Below are 14,539 nucleotides of genomic sequence, written 5' to 3' on the forward strand. Positions count from 1 at the left end.
CCATGACGACGACGGTGATCCCGGCTGCGGACGGGGCGGTGGAGTCCGCCGCGCGGGCCGACGGGGCCGCCTTCCCGGTGCTGCCCGGGGCGGCTCGGGTGCTGGGTGTGTCCGCGCGGGACGAGGAGACGGCGGCGCGGGCCTGTGTGCGGCTCGCCGAGCGGCTCGAACGGGATGCCTCGCTCGCCGTGGACGATGTGGCGGTGACGCTGGCGCACGGCCGGGAGCGGTTCGCCGTACGGCATGCCGTCACCGGCACCGGGCGGGCCGAGCTGGCCGCCGCGCTGCGGAGGTCGGCCGCGCTCGCGCGGCCCCGCCGCGGCTCGGGGCCGCTGGTGCTGGACCTCGGCGACGGCCGTGCCCCGGCCGGGGCGTGGCGGCTGCCCCAGGTGGCCGCCGCGCTCGAGGAGGCCGCCGCGCTCGGCCTGCCGCCGGGCGCCGGCGCGGACGCCGCCCGCTCGGCCGCCGCGCTGTACGGCGTCGGCGCGTGGCTGGCCGAACGGGGGCTGCGTCCGGACCTCGTACGCGGCGACGGCCCGGCCGCCGGGGCCGCCGCGGCGGCCCTGGACGGCTCCCTGGCCCTGCCGGACGCGCTGCGCGCGGCGGCGTCCGGGGGGTTCGCCGGGTCCGCGGGCGGCGGTGCCACCGCGCGGACCGTGCGTCCCGGGGTGGTGGTCCGGATCGGCGTGCCGTCCGGGACGGCGGCCTCGACTGCGGCCATCTCAACGGCGGCCGTCCCGCCGGCCGCCCTGTCGGCGGCCGACGGATCCGCGGACGGGGGCACCAGCGCCCTTCTCGCGGCGGCGGCCGGTCCCGTCGGCGGCGGCTTCGCGCCCGCCGTCGCCAGTGTGGCGTCCGTGCTCGGCCGGACCGAGCCGGAGGACACCGCCGCCGGGGAGTCCGCCGAGCTGTGGCTCGACCCGGCGCGGCCCGGCTCCTACGCCGAGCTGTTCGCGCGGCTGTGGGAGCTCGGCGCGGACGTGGACTGCTCGCTGGGCGCTCAGGGGCGGCGGGTACGGCTGCCCGGGTACCCCTTCCGCCGGGGCGGGCCCGCCGCCGCGCCGCCCGAGGGGCTGCGCGCGCTCACGCCGCACGAGCAGCGGTGGCTCTTCCACGACCTCGTGCGCAGCGGCAGCGCCGCCGAGCACGTGCTGTGCGCCACGGCCGTGCTGCCCGGCCCCGCCCCCTCCCGGGCGGACGCCGAGACCGCGCTGGCGGCACTGCTGGAGCGGCATCCGGCGCTGCGCACCGTCTTCACCCGGCACACGGGCCGGTGGTTCGCGCGTACCTCGCGGGAGCCCGTGCCGGTGACCGTGCTCGCCGCCGGCGAACCGGCCGGCCGGGTGCGGGCCGCGGCCGTGGAGGAGTCCTTCGCCGCAGCCGACACGCCGCTGGTGCGCTGTGCCCTCGCGCCCGCGGACGGCCCGGACGGCTCCTGGGCCGTCGCCCTCGCCGTGTACGCCCCTGTCGCGGGGGACGCCTCCGCCGACGCCCTTCTCGCCGAGTGGGCCGGCCTCGCCGGACCCACCGTCTGACCATCCGACCGACCCGGAAAGGACCGCCATGACCGCCGTCCACGACCGCACCACAGACCTCGCGACGCCCGCCGACTGGGCGGGTGCCGCGCCCGCCCCGATCGGCGTGGACCATGCCTTCAACGGCTATGTCGCCGGCACCGTGATCAATGCCCTGGACCGCCTCGGCGTCTGGGAGCGGCTGGCCGCCGCGCCGCTGCTCGATCTGCGCGCGCTCGCCGTCGACCTCGGCCCCGCCGTGCGGGAGCGGGTGCTGCGCGAGCTGGTGCGGGCCGCCGCCACCTGCGGCTGGGTCCGTCTCCAGGAGGACGGCGACACCGCGCTGCTGACCTCGGCCGGCCAGGAGATCATCCGGATGCGCGGCTACTTCACCTGGGGCGTCGGCGGCTACAACGAGGTGTTCGCGCAGGCGCACCGCATCGTCACCGGCGAGGGCGCGTTCGGCACGGACGTGCTGCGCGACGAGGCGATGGTGGCACTCGGCTCCGGGCAGAACGACCGCTCCTTCATGTCCGGCACCCTCGACGAGGTCCTCGCCGACGTCGACTTCTCCGTGCTCGCCGACCTCGGCAGCGGTATCTCCGCCCGGGTCTCGCGGGTCGTCGGCGAACGCCCCGGCACGCGCGGGCTGGGCCTGGACATCAGCGCCCCGGCCACCGAGCTGGGGGTGCGGACCATCGCCGAGGCGGGTCTGACGGGCCGGGTCGAGGCGATCCGCACCGACGTGCTGGACGTGTGCCACCGCGACGCGCACCGCGACAAGCTCGCCCAGGTCGACACGGTGATGAGCTTCTTCCTGCTGCACGACCTGCTCGCCGACCCGGTCACCCGCCCGCACACCTTCACCCGGCTGCGGGAGGCGTTCCCCGCCGCGCGCACCTTCGTCCTCGCCGACACCATGCTGCGTCCCGACGCCGAGAACTCGGCCTCGCTGCCGGTGTTCTCCCTCGGCTACGAGCTGGCGCACGCCCTGATGGGCGTACCGCTGCACACCAAGGAGACGTACGAGGAGCTGTTCGCGGCGGCCGGTCTGGTGCCGCGCCGCATCGTGCCGTTCGGCACGCCGCACTCGTGGCTGTACGTACTGGAGGCGCGCTGATGCCCAAGCCGCTGGCGGTGCTGCGCGAGCTGTCGCCGCGCACCCGGATCGTCCTCGGCGTGAACGCCGTCAACTCCTTCGGCGGCGGTCTGGTGCTGCCGTTCCTGTGGATCTATCTCAGCGAGGTGCGCGGGCTGCCCGCGTGGGTGCCGTCGCTGACGCTGGCCGTGCAGGCGGGCACCGCCGTCGCGGGCGGTCTGCTGTGGGGTGCGCTGCTGGACCGGTTCGCGCCGCGCACCACGGTGCCGCTGGTGATGACCGTGGCAGGCGCGGGCACCGCCCTGTACGCGCAGGCCACGGGCGCCGGCACGGCGATGGCCGCGGCGCTGGTGTACGGCTTCGGCATCAGCGGCGTCGGCACCGCGCTGCGTTTTCTGTACGCGGGCGCGGACTCGGCGCGTGAGCGGGGGCTCGCCTACTCGGCGGACTACGCGGTGTTCAACGCCATGACCGGCCTCGGTGTGCTGGCGGGCGGTGTGGTGGCGTCGCTGGACGCGGGGTCGAGGGCGGCCCGGTTCGTCGCGCTGTACCTGGCGGACGGCGCGACGTTCCTGCTGGCGGGCGCGGCGCTGTTCTGGCTGCTGCCGCGCGCGCTGAAGGCGGGCGACAGCGACGGGGAGAAGAAGGCCGACGGTGCTCCCGTCGGCTACCACGAGGTGCTGACGCAGCGTCACATCGGGGCACTGCTGGCCGCGCTGGCGGTGTGCTCGCTGGTCTCCTACGGGCAGTTCCGCTCCGGTCTGCCGGGCTATCTCACCCAGGACGGGGCGCTGGGCGCGCAGGGCATCTCGGGTGCCTTCGCACTGAACATCGTGGTCGCGGTGGGTGCGCAGGTGCTGCTCGCGGAGCGGATCCAGAGCGTGCGCCGCAGCACGGTCGTCGCGGCGTCCGGCGCGGTGTGGGTGCTGTCGTGGACGCTGGTGCTGATCGCGGGCACGCAGTCCGGTTCCGCCGCGCTCGGGTGGGCGCTGGCCGGGGTGGCGGGACTGAGTGTGGGTGAGGCCCTGGTCTTCCCGGTGGTGACGTCGCTGCTGAACGACCTCGCGGCGGAGCGGGTGCGCGGGCGGGTCAACGCGCTGCTGTCGGTGGCGGTGTCCACCGGTTCGGTGGCCGGGCCCGCGCTGGCCGGTGCGACACTGCCGCTGGCCGACGGGCTCGGGCTGATGGCCGTGCTGCTGTCCGGCTGCCTCGCCGTCGTCGCCGTCGCACTGCGGCTGCGGGCCTCGCTCGGCGTACGGGCCGACCTGCCCGAGGACGCGCCGCAGCGCGCCGAGGACCGGCAGACGGCGTCCGCCGCGGAACCCGCGGGGGCGCCGGCATGAGGAACTGGCCGCTCACCGGCATCCGGGTGCGCACCCCCCGCGTCGAGCTGCGCTGGCCCGGTCCGGAGGATCTGGACGCGCTCGCGGACCGGGCCGTGGAGGGTGTGCACCGGCCCGGTTTCATGCCGTTCTTCTCGCAGTGGACGGACGGCAGCCCCGAGCAGGTCGCGCGGCGGCTGCTGCAGCGGCACTGGAACGCGATGGCGTCCTGGAGCGAGCAGGACTGGACGCTGTATCTGGTCGTCGTCCACGACGGCGAGGTGATCGGCTCGCAGAGCCTCGGCGGACGCGACTTCGGCGTCACCGGCGAGGTGCTGCTGACGTCCTGGCTGGCGCTGGACCGGCAGGGCGAGGGGCTGGGCGGGCACGCGCGGGCCGCCGCGCTGGAGCTGGCGTTCACCGGGCTGGGCGCCGAACACGCGCTGTCCGTGGTGCGGCGCGGCAACGACGCCTCGCGGGGCGTGTGCCGCAAGTTCGGCTTCGAGCCCGACGGCACCCAGGTCAACGCGGTGCGCGGAGAGCGTGCCGTCAGCGACCGGTTCCGGCTCTCCCGGGAGCGCTGGGAGGCCCACCGGGCCGTGACGGCCGAGGTGAGCGGTGTGTCCGCCGCGGCGCTGGAGCTGTTCGGCGTCGCCGGGCACGGACCCGCGCGGGTGCCCGCGGCCGTGTCCCCGCCGTCGGCGGGGACCGCCGTGCCGCGCCCGGCGCTGGCGAGCGTCCTGTCGGGCGTCCGCAGCGCCGAGGAGTCCGACGTACCGGCCGTGTGACGGCCGACCGTCCCCCAGGGGCCCCGGTCGTCCGCGGGCCCCTCCCCGTTCCTCCCTGTTCCCCCCTGTTCCTCCCCTCACCGAAGGAGCCGCCGTCATGTCCGACCGTCCCGTCATCGTCGTCGTCTACGACCGGGGTTCGGCGTCGCTGCTCGACATCGTCGACGGCCTGACCCCGATCGGCACGCCCGTGCTGGCGCTGTGGCCGTCCGAGCACGGCGCGGACGTACAGCCGCTGGCGCAGGAGATGCTGACGGTGGAGGTGCTCGACCCGGAGGACCTCGACGGCTCCGCCGAGCGGCTGCGCGCCCACGCGCCGGCCGCGATCCTGACGTACAGCGAGACGAAACTGGCCGTCACCGCGCAGCTCGCCCGGCGTCTGGGCCTGGCGTACCACACGCCCGCCACGGTGGAGCTGCTGCGCGACAAGTACGCGCAGCGGCAGCGGCTGCGGGAGCGCGGCGTGGACTCGGTGCGCTCCCACCGGCTGCGCGAGGCAGGTGACTGGCCGGCCGCGCTGGCCGCGGTCGGGCTGCCCGCGGTGCTCAAGCCCGCCTCCGGGCAGGGCAGCCGCAGCACCCACGCGGTGACGGACGCGGACGCCGGGGCCCGTCTCGCCGCCGAGCTGCTGACCGGGCCGGACCGGGAGAGCACGCTGGTGCTGGAGGAGTATCTGCACGGACGGGACTGCGCCCCGTACGGCGACTACGTGTCCGTGGAGTCCGCGGTGTCCGGGCAGCGGATCTCGCACTGGGCGGTCACCGGGAAGTTCCCGCTGGCGCCGCCGTTCCGCGAGACGGGCAACATCCGCCCGGCGGTGCTGCCCGACGACGAGCGGGCGGCACTGCTGGAACTGGTGACGGGGGCGCTGCGGGCCCTGGACATCACCACCGGGGTCACCCACACCGAGGTGAAGCTGACCCCGGACGGCCCGCGGATCATCGAGGTCAACGGCCGTCTCGGCGGCTGGCAGGTGCAGCTCGCCCGGCTGGCGGGCGACCTGGACCCGGTCGCCCTGGCCGCACGGCTCGCGCTCGGCGAGGACGTCGCACACGTACGGGCCGACGACGAGCGGGTGGTGTTCACGCGGGCGGTGGCCGCGCCCGTGGAGGGAGGCACGTACCTCTCGGTGCAGGGGCTGCGCACGGCGCTCGCCCTGGACGGCGTCGAGCACGTCGTCACCCGTTACGCTCCCGGCGAGACGGTCCCGGCCGGTGTGCACTCCGCCGAGATCGCCTGGGTGGAGGGCGCGGTCGCCGACCACGCCACGGCCCTGCGGGTGTCCGCGCAGGCCCTGCGCGAGCTGGCCTTCACCGTCGAGGCCCCGGACGGCACCCCGTACACGGTCCGCGAGTCCGTCCCGGAGCCGGAGCCGTCCGCGGTGCCGTGAACCGGCTCCGCCGCCGTGCGAGGCCAGAGTTCTCGCGGCGCGCGACAGGGCGGCGGGTTCGTTCCATTCGTGGGCGGGGACGGCCGACACCGGTGTCATTTCTCGTCCCGCCGGTCACCGCGGCGTTTGTCGGGCCACCGTGTACGCCGTTGGGCCGGTGAGCCCTGTCCCCGTGCCGTCGAGCATGTCCAGGACCTCGAAGCCGGCGCCCTCCGCGTAGCGTTCCAGTTCGCGGGGGAACAGGACGCGTCTGCGGATCTCGTCTCGGGCCTCGTGGCCCGAGGGGAGCATCCAGTGCCGGTGCATGGTGTTGATCTGGGTCCGCAGGTCCCAGGTGTGGCGGATGGTGACGGTCGCGGATCCCGCCGGGGTGTCGACCGTGACGGTGGTCGGCTCGGTCCGGATGATCGGGGCGACGGGGGAACACAGCACGAGCAGCGCTCCTGGCCGGGCGTGGGCGGCGAAGGTGGCGAAGACCTGGCTGATCGCCTCGTTGTCGTGCACGTAGGCAAGGCTGTTGCCCATGCAGGTCACCACGTCCATGCGCCTGCCGAGTCGCGCGGTGCGCATGTCCCCGGTGCGGACGTCCGCCCGGGACGGACCTGGTGGGCGTAGTCGACCATGCCGGGCTGGAGGTCCACGCCGATGCACTCGAAGCGCCTGGCCAGGATCTCCAGGTCCCGGCCGGTACCACATCCGAAGTCGACCAGGGTCCGGGCGTCCGGCCGGTGCAGCTCGATCAGGGTCTGGCACATTCCGGCGCTCGTGCTGTCGGACTGGATCACGTCGTAGAGTGCCGGATCGCGGTACAGGAGGTTGGTGGCTTCCACGTGCTCGGCTTCCGTGTCGGGGCTGGTCACATGAGGCTTCGCAGCCCAATCTCCAGGGCGAGCACATCGCACAGCAGATCGGGAACGACCAGCGCGGAGTCGGCGTTCCTCCGTGCCTGGGCGAGAGCCTTGCCGTCAACGTAGCCGAGGTCCACCAGGATGGACTCCTTCAGCATGTCGTCCAGAACGGGCAGACCGTAGGACCGCAGTCCCTTCTCCAGGACGGCCAGGAAGTTCTCCGGTTCGGCCGGCGCGGCCACCCACTCGGGCAGCCCGGCCCGCCGGATCCGCTTACGGAACAGCGCCTTGCCGCGCTTGTGCCCGTGCGGTAGCTGCTCCATGAACCGCACGATCCGCGCTCAGCGAGAAGTGAGCTTATCGGGAACCAGGAACTGAGATCCCGCGCCGTCAACTACCAGTCCGGAACGAACTGGTAGACCAGTAGCACTTCTGGTAGATGGCGGGACCGTTCGAGCCGTTCGATTCTTTGTCAGGAACGATCCTAAGCACGGTCCCACACTCGGCTCATGGACGTCATCGACCTGAACGAGCGTCGGCGCGCGGCCCAGGAGGCCGATCTGCCGGAGACCGCGACCTGCCCCTGCGGCGAAGCCTGGTTCGAACTCCGCGGCGGACCGATAGGAAGCGGCGTCGTCTGCATGACCCCGGACGGATCCGTGACCGGGTACGTCGGCTACCCGCACTGCATCGGCTACGGCAAGCCGTACCCGAGGCCGCCCGGCGCTTAGGTCCTGGTTATGCGTATCCCTCAGGGCGGCCCTGTCGCGGCGGCTCCCATTCGGCTACCTGCGCAGCCATCGTGGTCCCCCGCAGCGCTCGGCCTCAGTCCCGAGGCGCGTTTTTCGGTCGACTCGGCCGGTGGGGTCGGATGGACCCCTAGCAGCTTCTAGCGGTTCCTAGCGGTTCCTGACGTGACATTGGCGTGGCACTGTGGCCGGATCTCGTGGTGCAGCTCCTGACCAGGGCGTTTTCGCAGGGTGGCCCAAGTACATGGGGCTTCAGCGCGGCTATCGCCGAGGTGTCGTAGCGTTTCCGCATCCCCGGATCTGCTGACGCTCTACCGAAGGGCAGGAAACGTGACGACCTTCACGCCCACCCCGACAAGTGGGGCGATCCGTTGGCCTGAGTCGGCCTGAGTTGGCCCTGGTTGACCCTGGTTGATTTCCACCCGCTCAGTTCGGTGACGCAGCGTCATAGTGCGAGTGCGGCCTGCGAAGTTGGTCTCTGAGGGCCCATCAGTGCTCACGGGACTGCGTAAACTCTTGGAAGCGAAAGGAGCCCTGCCCCGACTGGTTCCTAGGCCAGTACGTCGGGACGGGCTCCCTACGTGATGTCACTCCAGATCAATCTGCATAGATAGGAAGTGGAAACTACATCATGAGTGAGAGTAACAAGGTCTCCCTAGATAGGGATACCCGACTGCTCCGTACCCGTTCCTACCTGCGGGAACATGCGGCACGACAGGGACGAATCGTCTACCGGCAGATGCTGCGAGGCGCCGCGTACGGCGTTGGTAGCGGCGCGGTAAGCCTGATCATCATCTGGTTCCAGACTCGGCGCTAACCCGCGAAGAAGTCCACGATGGCCCCTGCTTCGGCGGGGGCCATCCTCGTTCCCGGGCTCGGTCAGCGGCGTGCGCGACCTTCTGCCGCCACTCCTCCAGCGCCTGGCGGCACAGGACGCACAGTGGGCTCGCTCCGTCACGGCCGTACCGGTGGGTGGGGTGCTGGCAGCGCGCACGGGCCGACCTCGCTGGGTGCGCACTCGGGGGCCGGCGGGACGGGGTACGACAGGGTGGCGCTCATGCCCGCATCGTACGGGTGTTCCCCGCCTGACCGTTCACGCCCGGCCGACGCCGCGCCGGGTCGTGGGGGTGTGGGCGAGGCGGCAGGTGGTGCCGCGGCAGCCGGCACGGTAGGCCCGTCCGCAGCGGACACCGCCGGGGTCGATGCACAGCGTCTCGGCGGCCTCGTCGAGGGCGGTGCGGAACTCCTCGTCTCGTCGGGCGTATCCGTAGACCTGGCTGACGGTGACGCCGACCTTCTCGGCGGCCTCCTGGACACTGTCGACCTTCCCGGCCGCCACCAGCTTGAGGACCTTCCGGCGCTGCTGCTTGGGGAATACCTTGTCTGCGGCTTCCCGGCGGGCGGTTCAGCTGTGGTGGTTGTGCCAGGCGAGGCAGTCGTCGCAACGGCATCCGAGGCGCCACAGCGTGCTGGGGGCGTACTTGGTGTGGTCGAGCGGGGGCGGGTCGGTGTCGGCGGCCGCGATGAGGGCGGCGCCGGTCCACACCCGGCGGCTGTGGGCAGGGGCGGGCCGGGGCTCGAACGTGCTGCAGGGGAACCATCCGCTGGCCGTGAGGGTCTGGGTACTGGTGACGGCGAGGTCCAGGAGGACGGCGACGTCGGGGATGCGGTACCGGGCGTCGGGGTCGATGCGGTCGACGACGTGGGCGAGCGGGTGCTCCATGGGTGTCCTCTTCGGGGTGTCGGTCCCTACAGTCCCTGTGCGGCAGTTCGCGGGTCGCGCTGCGCGGTCGGGCGACACCTCCGCTTGCGCGGGGAACGGCGTCTGGGCGCCGCGTGATGGAACACCCCCGCTTCCGCGGGGAAGAGTAGGTGTGCAGCCTAGTCCTCGCTGGCATGCCGCTAGGAACACGAGGGCGCTGGGTAGGGTCGTGACACACCTACCTGGGAGGGCAGTTGCATGGCCAGTGACGTCGTGATCGCGCAGACGACCATCGACGACGAGGAGAGGGCGAAGGCTCTCGCTCGTGGTGCCGTGGAGAACCGGCTGGCCGCCTGCGCCCACATCGACCAGCCGTTCACCGCGGTGTACCGGTGGAAGGGTGCCATCGAGACGGCCCAGGAGTGGCGGGTCTCGTACAAGACGACCGTGGAGCGACTGCCCGAGTTGGCTGCCTGGGTGTCCGAGAATCACGGCTACGAGGTCCCAGAGTGGATCACCCTTCCGGTGACGGGGGGCTCGGGTGCCTACCTGGCGTGGGTTGCTGAGGAGACGACGCCGGAGGCCGCGGGGTAAGCGTCACGCGGCGAAGCGTTGCAGGTGCCGAGCGAGTTCGCGCTCACGGTCCGGGAGCTGGGTGGCGACAGCCTGGGCGCGAGTCTTGCCCATGGTGGTGAGGCGGGACTCGGTGGCGTCGGCGAACTGGCGGGAGACGTAGACGCCTTGGTCGAGGTCCCCTCCGCGCAGCAGGGCGGACGCCAGGTCACCGAGTACGACGACCCCTGCTTCCGGTAGTTCTCGGCCCAGCCGGTCAACGGCGTGGCTGGCGGTCTCGGCGAGTTCCGGCCTCCCGAGGAGTCCGTACACCGAAAGTGCCAGGGCGTCCAGGCGGTAGGGGGTCATGAAACGTACCCACGCCTGCTCGCCGGTGTGGTCGGCGAAGTCGTACGCGGTGCGGGCGCGGTCGAGGGCGCGGAGGGCGTACGACTCGTCGCCGGTGCTCGCTGCTTCCTCCGCGAGTCGGCCGTGCACCCAGGCGGCAGCGGTGGCGTTGCCTGGGCCGCGGACCTCGTGGGCGGCTTCGATCAGCGTCTTGGCGGCCTTCTCGGGGTCGGGTGTTCCGTAGCTGGCGTATGCCCGTGCCAGGGCCCGCAGCGGGGGGTGTCCGGCGGCCTTCGCGCAGTCCGTGGTGATCTCGTAGTACGAGCGTGCGCGTGCATGGTCGCCCAGGTCCCATGCGACCCAGCCCGCCAGGGCGGCCGTCTCGCCTGCTGCGATCGTCAGTGCCCGTTCGTGCTCGCCGGCTCGCGGGAGCGCTGCCGTGATCGCGTCGAGGTGGGCCTCGACCTCGCCTTGTAGTTGAAGCGCGGTCAGGTGGCCTTCGCGGACGTGCAGGTCTCCGGCACGGTCGACGAGGGCGGCGGCGGCTTCGGCGTCGATCTTGCCGCCCCTGCTCAGGGCGTGTGCGAGGCGTTCCCACGGTTCGACTGCGGCGCCTGCGCCGACAACGGCGCTCCCTAACAGCGTGCGGCGTTTCACGTCGTCCTGCTCCTCCTCTTGTCGGCGGGCGTTCCGCCGCCGTGCGCGGGCGGCTGCGGCCTCCCGCTGTAGGTATTCAGGGGGCAGGCCGCATGACACCGCGATGTGCGCGACGGTGTGGTTGGTCGGGATGTTCTGGCCGTGTTCGTAGCGGTTGATCTCGCGCCGGGTGATCGTTGGCCGGCCCGAGACAGCGTTGATCGCGTCGGCCTGCTCGTCCTGCGTTCGTCCGGCCTTCTGGCGCAGTCGACACAGCAGCTCGGCGAACTCGTCCGTTGCCATGAGTGTGACCTCGTCCTCGTGTGGTTTCCAATCATGGCGGCAACTTCCCCCGCCAGTTTCCCCCTTGACGGTTTTTTCCCCCTCTGAGTTCCCCTGGCAGAAGGCCCGGCCGCGCGAAAAAGTGAGCGCCTGAACACGATCCGTGAAGTCTTCGTTCCGAGCGCCGCCGACCAGGGAGCCCCCGTGACCTCGCCCTCACCACAACAGTGCACCGCTCCGCAGGACGCCTCGGCGCCCGAGGCGGGCGCCGAGCCCCACCCGGTCAAAGCGACGGTCACCCTGCTGCCGATGGTGGCGGAACCCGAAACCCCCCGGTTCCGCTGGACGTCCAAGCTGCTCGCGAACGAGGCAGCCGGCCCCAGCGCCAGACTGCGAGTGCGCCCCCGGCTCACGGCGGCGTGCTGGCCTGGCGACGTCGACGCCGCTGGTCAGGTCAGCGACAAGCTGGTCGACAATGCTGCGCGCCACGGCAAGCCCTTCGCTGACGGCTGCATCGGCATCCGCCTGACGGTGCTCCCCGACAGCGAGGAACTCCACATCGAGGTCGATGACGCCAACCCCGAGTTCCCCGACTTCGACACCGCCATCGCCGCAGCCCAGCAGCGCGGCCTGTGGTGGGTACAGGTCTACGGCGCCGATCTGTCGTGGGAGCCGAAGCTGGACGACGACGGGAACGTAACGGGCAAGACCGTCACCGCGGTCCTGCGCCCGGCCGGCGAGGGAGACCCGGAGTGAGCCTCACCGAGCAGTTACCCCGTCGCGCGCTCGTCCCGGGCAGGGACCTGCCGCCCCCGGCCCCGGTCGGCTTCACCGCCACCACCGGGTTCGTCGAACCCCGGCAGGTGGCCTCCGACATGGGCGACCTGGCCGCCCGCGTGCGCAGTCTCATGGCGCTCCAGCAGCAGCACGTGCTCCAGCTCCCGCTCGGCGGGAACTTCTTCGACATCGTCGTCACGGCCGGCGGCCCGCAGGCGTACGCCGCCGTCAGGGTGATGGACGGCATCCAACAGACCGGCGACGACCAGGCGGACGCGTGCGGGCCGGTCATCGAGGACCCCCACCGCTCCTGGCTCATCTGGCTCGTGCCGCCCGGCACCAGCGAGCAGTGGGCGCCACACCGCCACGCCCTGTGCCTGGGCCGCCCACACCACGTCGCGCTGCCGCCGATGACGGCGACGGAACCGCCCGGCCCGTACTGGCTGCGCCCCTGCCGCGGTGACCGGCTCGTCCCGCCCACCGCACTGCGCCAGCTCCTGGACCAGTTCCAGCCCGGCCCCGCACCCCACGAAGCGCTGCTCGGATCCGTGCTCAGCACGATCGCCTGAACTCCGCGTGCGGCGCTGCGCTTACAACTCCCCGGCATGGCGCTGTGCGCGGTCAAGCCGCCTGCCGCCGAGACTTTCCCCCCTCGGCGGCAGGTCCGACCTCCAAGGAACCGACGTGTTCACAGCTCTCCGACCCCAGGCCCGCACCGAACGGCTGGAACTCCTGCGCAAGCAGTACATGTCTGAGATCACTGCCACCGTCGCCCGTCATGGCCGCCGGCTGCGCGTCGCTCCGTACGTGCTCGTACAACCCGGCGCCGAGCGGCACGCCGACTTGGAAACGATCGCCACGTATGCGACCGCTCAGGACTGGCAGGTCTCTTCCAGCACGTTCGCCGATATGGGTCAGCCGCGCCCTCTCGTCGAGCGGCCCGGGTTCACGGAAGCATGCCGGTACGCGGCGCAGGGCTTCGCCGACGGCATCCTCGCCGTCGCCCGGCCGGCCATCACCACCGACAACGACACCTACGCGCGCGTGCTGGAGTACCTGCACCAGCGGCAGGTGTTCCTCGCCTACCTCCCCGCTCAACCCGAACGCGGGGTGACCGATTGAGACTCCGCTCCCTCGTCCCCCCATGCCTGACGAGGGAGCGGGCACCATCCGCCTCCCGGCCGGAGCTGGGCCCCATGCCCATGACGGAGCCCGGCCGGGGGGCGGCACCAAGCGCGCGGACAGACCCTGCTTCACGAAGCCGGTGCGCAAGTTCGTCAAGGGCCCCCAGGCCGAGCCGACGGCGGCTCGCCTGGTGAACGGCCTCTGGCGTCTGCCCGATGGCCCGGATGACGACGCTGTCAGGCCATCGGGCAGGACGAAGCCCCCAGCGGGGGAAGAACAACCGACTCGTGCCCCCACGATCAGGCCCTCTCCCGCTGGGCCTACTCTCCACCGCCGAGCCGCACCCCGGCCGGTGACCTACCCGATGCATGGTCTGGAGGCCAGCATGCACGAGCTTTCCGGGCCCGTAGCAGCTGACGCCGTGGACTTCACGGCGTTGCAGAACTTCGCTGCGTTACGCGGGCAACTGCGCGTTTCCTTCACGCCGCGGTGCAACATCGCGTGCTTCTTCTGCCACAACGAGGGTGACGTTCCGCCCCCGCTCACCCGGATCGACCGCTTCCAGCAGCCCCGGCCCCGTGTCCTCAGCGCAGACGACTACCTCGCGATCATCGACACGCTGATGGACGCCGGCCTGAAACGGGTCTACTTCACCGGCGGTGAACCCCTCGTCTCCGCCCTGGCCCGGCCGGTACTCGAACAGCTTCCCTGGCAGGGCCCCGACGCCAGTTACACCCTCATCACCAACGCCACGCGCGTACGAACCCACAAGGCGTGGCTGGCCAGAACCCATCTGGACAAGATCAAGTGCAGTCTGCACTACTTCTCCGACGAGTCTCTGCGCGCCATAGCGGGGACCCGCCATGGCATCAGCCTCGTCCTGGACGGCATCGAAGCGGCCCGCGAGTGCTGCGAGCGCGTCGAGCTCAACACGCTCCTGCTGCGGGAGAACCAGCACGAGATCCCCCAGATTCTCGACTTTGCACTTGAGCGGCGTATGCCGGTGCAGTTCATCGAGCTGGTCGGCACCGACTTCAACGAGGTCCGCGCCGGCTCTGCCGTACCGGCTGACGCGGTCGTCTCCTACCTGCGCTCCCTAACGCGCGAGGAACACACGGAGATCGCCGGTGTCGGCCAGGGCCGCCGGGTCTTCCGGGTCGACGGCGTGGAGATCGACGTCATCCACCGCAACCTCGGCCGGCACCACGTGGGCCAGTGCGGAAGCTGCCCTCGGCGCGGCGAGTGCGTCGAAGGGTTCTGGGCGCTGCGCCTGGACCACAACGGCGGCCTGCAACCGTGCCTCCTGCGGGATGACCTGCGCCTGGACCTTGCTGCGCTCCTGCCGGACCGCGCCCGCCTCGTGGACAACGCCGCCAGCCACGTCACCGCCTTCACGGAGGGAACCCT

The 14,539-nt window shown here is 72.1% G+C and carries 15 protein-coding genes and 1 pseudogene; 11 read left to right on the forward strand and 5 right to left on the reverse strand.

The annotated features are described in order from the left end of the window. Positions 1-2: 2 nt before the first annotated feature. The 5 genes from ACIQGV_RS38350 to ACIQGV_RS38370 all read left to right on the forward strand — a co-directional run bounded on the left by ACIQGV_RS38350 (position 3) and on the right by ACIQGV_RS38370 (position 6,113). Positions 3-1,535 carry a hypothetical protein gene (locus tag ACIQGV_RS38350; protein WP_402503810.1) on the forward strand — a complete coding sequence of 511 codons (1,533 nt, stop codon included), beginning with the start codon at positions 3-5 and terminating at the stop codon, positions 1,533-1,535. A 28-nt stretch (positions 1,536-1,563) separates the two neighbouring features. Continuing rightward, entirely contained in the window at positions 1,564-2,634 is a 1,071-nt protein-coding gene (locus ACIQGV_RS38355) for an SAM-dependent methyltransferase (protein ID WP_402503813.1), read from the forward strand. After that, a complete protein-coding gene (locus ACIQGV_RS38360; RefSeq protein WP_402503815.1) occupies positions 2,607-3,956 on the forward strand; it encodes an MFS transporter in 1,350 nt (449 codons plus the stop codon). The genes ACIQGV_RS38355 and ACIQGV_RS38360 overlap by 28 nt, the downstream gene beginning before the upstream one ends. Continuing rightward, positions 3,953-4,723, forward strand: a complete 771-nt coding sequence (locus tag ACIQGV_RS38365) for a GNAT family N-acetyltransferase (RefSeq protein ID WP_402503817.1) — start codon at positions 3,953-3,955, stop codon at positions 4,721-4,723. Before ACIQGV_RS38360 ends, ACIQGV_RS38365 begins: the two co-directional genes overlap by 4 nt. Positions 4,724-4,820: 97 nt before the next feature. Then, the gene (locus ACIQGV_RS38370; protein WP_402503819.1) at positions 4,821-6,113 is read left to right on the forward strand and encodes an acetyl-CoA carboxylase biotin carboxylase subunit family protein; all 1,293 of its coding nucleotides are present in this window, start codon (positions 4,821-4,823) and stop codon (positions 6,111-6,113) included. A gap of 114 nt (positions 6,114-6,227) precedes the next feature. On the opposite strand, the pseudogene ACIQGV_RS38375 reads toward ACIQGV_RS38370, so the two are convergent. Both ACIQGV_RS38375 and ACIQGV_RS38380 read right to left on the reverse strand, forming a co-directional pair. Further along, a pseudogene (locus ACIQGV_RS38375) lies at positions 6,228-6,973 on the reverse strand (class I SAM-dependent methyltransferase). Beyond that, a complete protein-coding gene (locus ACIQGV_RS38380) occupies positions 6,970-7,284 on the reverse strand; it encodes a hypothetical protein (RefSeq protein ID WP_402503821.1) in 315 nt (104 codons plus the stop codon). Before ACIQGV_RS38380 ends, ACIQGV_RS38375 begins: the two are co-directional and overlap by 4 nt. Positions 7,285-7,470: 186 nt before the next feature. On the opposite strand from ACIQGV_RS38380, the gene ACIQGV_RS38385 reads away from it, so the two are divergent. Then, on the forward strand, positions 7,471-7,692 hold the full coding sequence (locus tag ACIQGV_RS38385) for a hypothetical protein (RefSeq protein ID WP_402503823.1): 222 nt from the start codon (positions 7,471-7,473) through the stop codon (positions 7,690-7,692). A 1,111-nt stretch (positions 7,693-8,803) separates the two neighbouring features. On the opposite strand, the gene ACIQGV_RS38390 is transcribed toward ACIQGV_RS38385, so the two are convergent. After that, a complete protein-coding gene (locus tag ACIQGV_RS38390; RefSeq protein WP_402503825.1) occupies positions 8,804-9,049 on the reverse strand; it encodes a hypothetical protein in 246 nt (81 codons plus the stop codon). Positions 9,050-9,115: 66 nt separating this feature from the next. Further along, entirely contained in the window at positions 9,116-9,433 is a 318-nt protein-coding gene (locus ACIQGV_RS38395; protein ID WP_402503827.1) for a hypothetical protein, read from the reverse strand. A gap of 237 nt (positions 9,434-9,670) precedes the next feature. Here ACIQGV_RS38395 and cutA point away from each other — a divergent pair, with 237 nt between their 5' ends. Beyond that, positions 9,671-10,006 carry a divalent-cation tolerance protein CutA gene (gene cutA / locus ACIQGV_RS38400; RefSeq protein WP_402503830.1) on the forward strand — a complete coding sequence of 112 codons (336 nt, stop codon included), beginning with the start codon at positions 9,671-9,673 and terminating at the stop codon, positions 10,004-10,006. 3 nt (positions 10,007-10,009) lie between these two features. Here cutA and ACIQGV_RS38405 read toward each other — a convergent pair whose 3' ends face one another. After that, positions 10,010-11,251, reverse strand: a complete 1,242-nt coding sequence (locus tag ACIQGV_RS38405) for a transcriptional regulator (RefSeq protein WP_402503832.1) — start codon at positions 11,249-11,251, stop codon at positions 10,010-10,012. Positions 11,252-11,434: 183 nt separating this feature from the next. Here ACIQGV_RS38405 and ACIQGV_RS38410 point away from each other — a divergent pair, with 183 nt between their 5' ends. The 4 genes from ACIQGV_RS38410 to ACIQGV_RS38425 all read left to right on the forward strand — a co-directional run. Next, on the forward strand, positions 11,435-11,986 hold the full coding sequence (locus tag ACIQGV_RS38410; RefSeq protein WP_402503834.1) for a hypothetical protein: 552 nt from the start codon (positions 11,435-11,437) through the stop codon (positions 11,984-11,986). After that, the gene (locus tag ACIQGV_RS38415; RefSeq protein ID WP_402503837.1) at positions 11,983-12,576 is read left to right on the forward strand and encodes a hypothetical protein; all 594 of its coding nucleotides are present in this window, start codon (positions 11,983-11,985) and stop codon (positions 12,574-12,576) included. The genes ACIQGV_RS38410 and ACIQGV_RS38415 overlap by 4 nt, the downstream gene beginning before the upstream one ends. 115 nt (positions 12,577-12,691) lie before the next feature. Next, a complete protein-coding gene (locus ACIQGV_RS38420) occupies positions 12,692-13,129 on the forward strand; it encodes a hypothetical protein (RefSeq protein ID WP_402503839.1) in 438 nt (145 codons plus the stop codon). Between the two features lie 388 nt (positions 13,130-13,517). Beyond that, positions 13,518-14,539: radical SAM protein (locus ACIQGV_RS38425; RefSeq protein ID WP_402503841.1), on the forward strand; the 1,022-nt coding region annotated here is incomplete at its 3' end.

This window comes from Streptomyces sp. NPDC093094 (genome assembly GCF_044754345.1).
Taxonomy (GTDB): Bacteria; Actinomycetota; Actinomycetes; order Streptomycetales; family Streptomycetaceae; genus Streptomyces.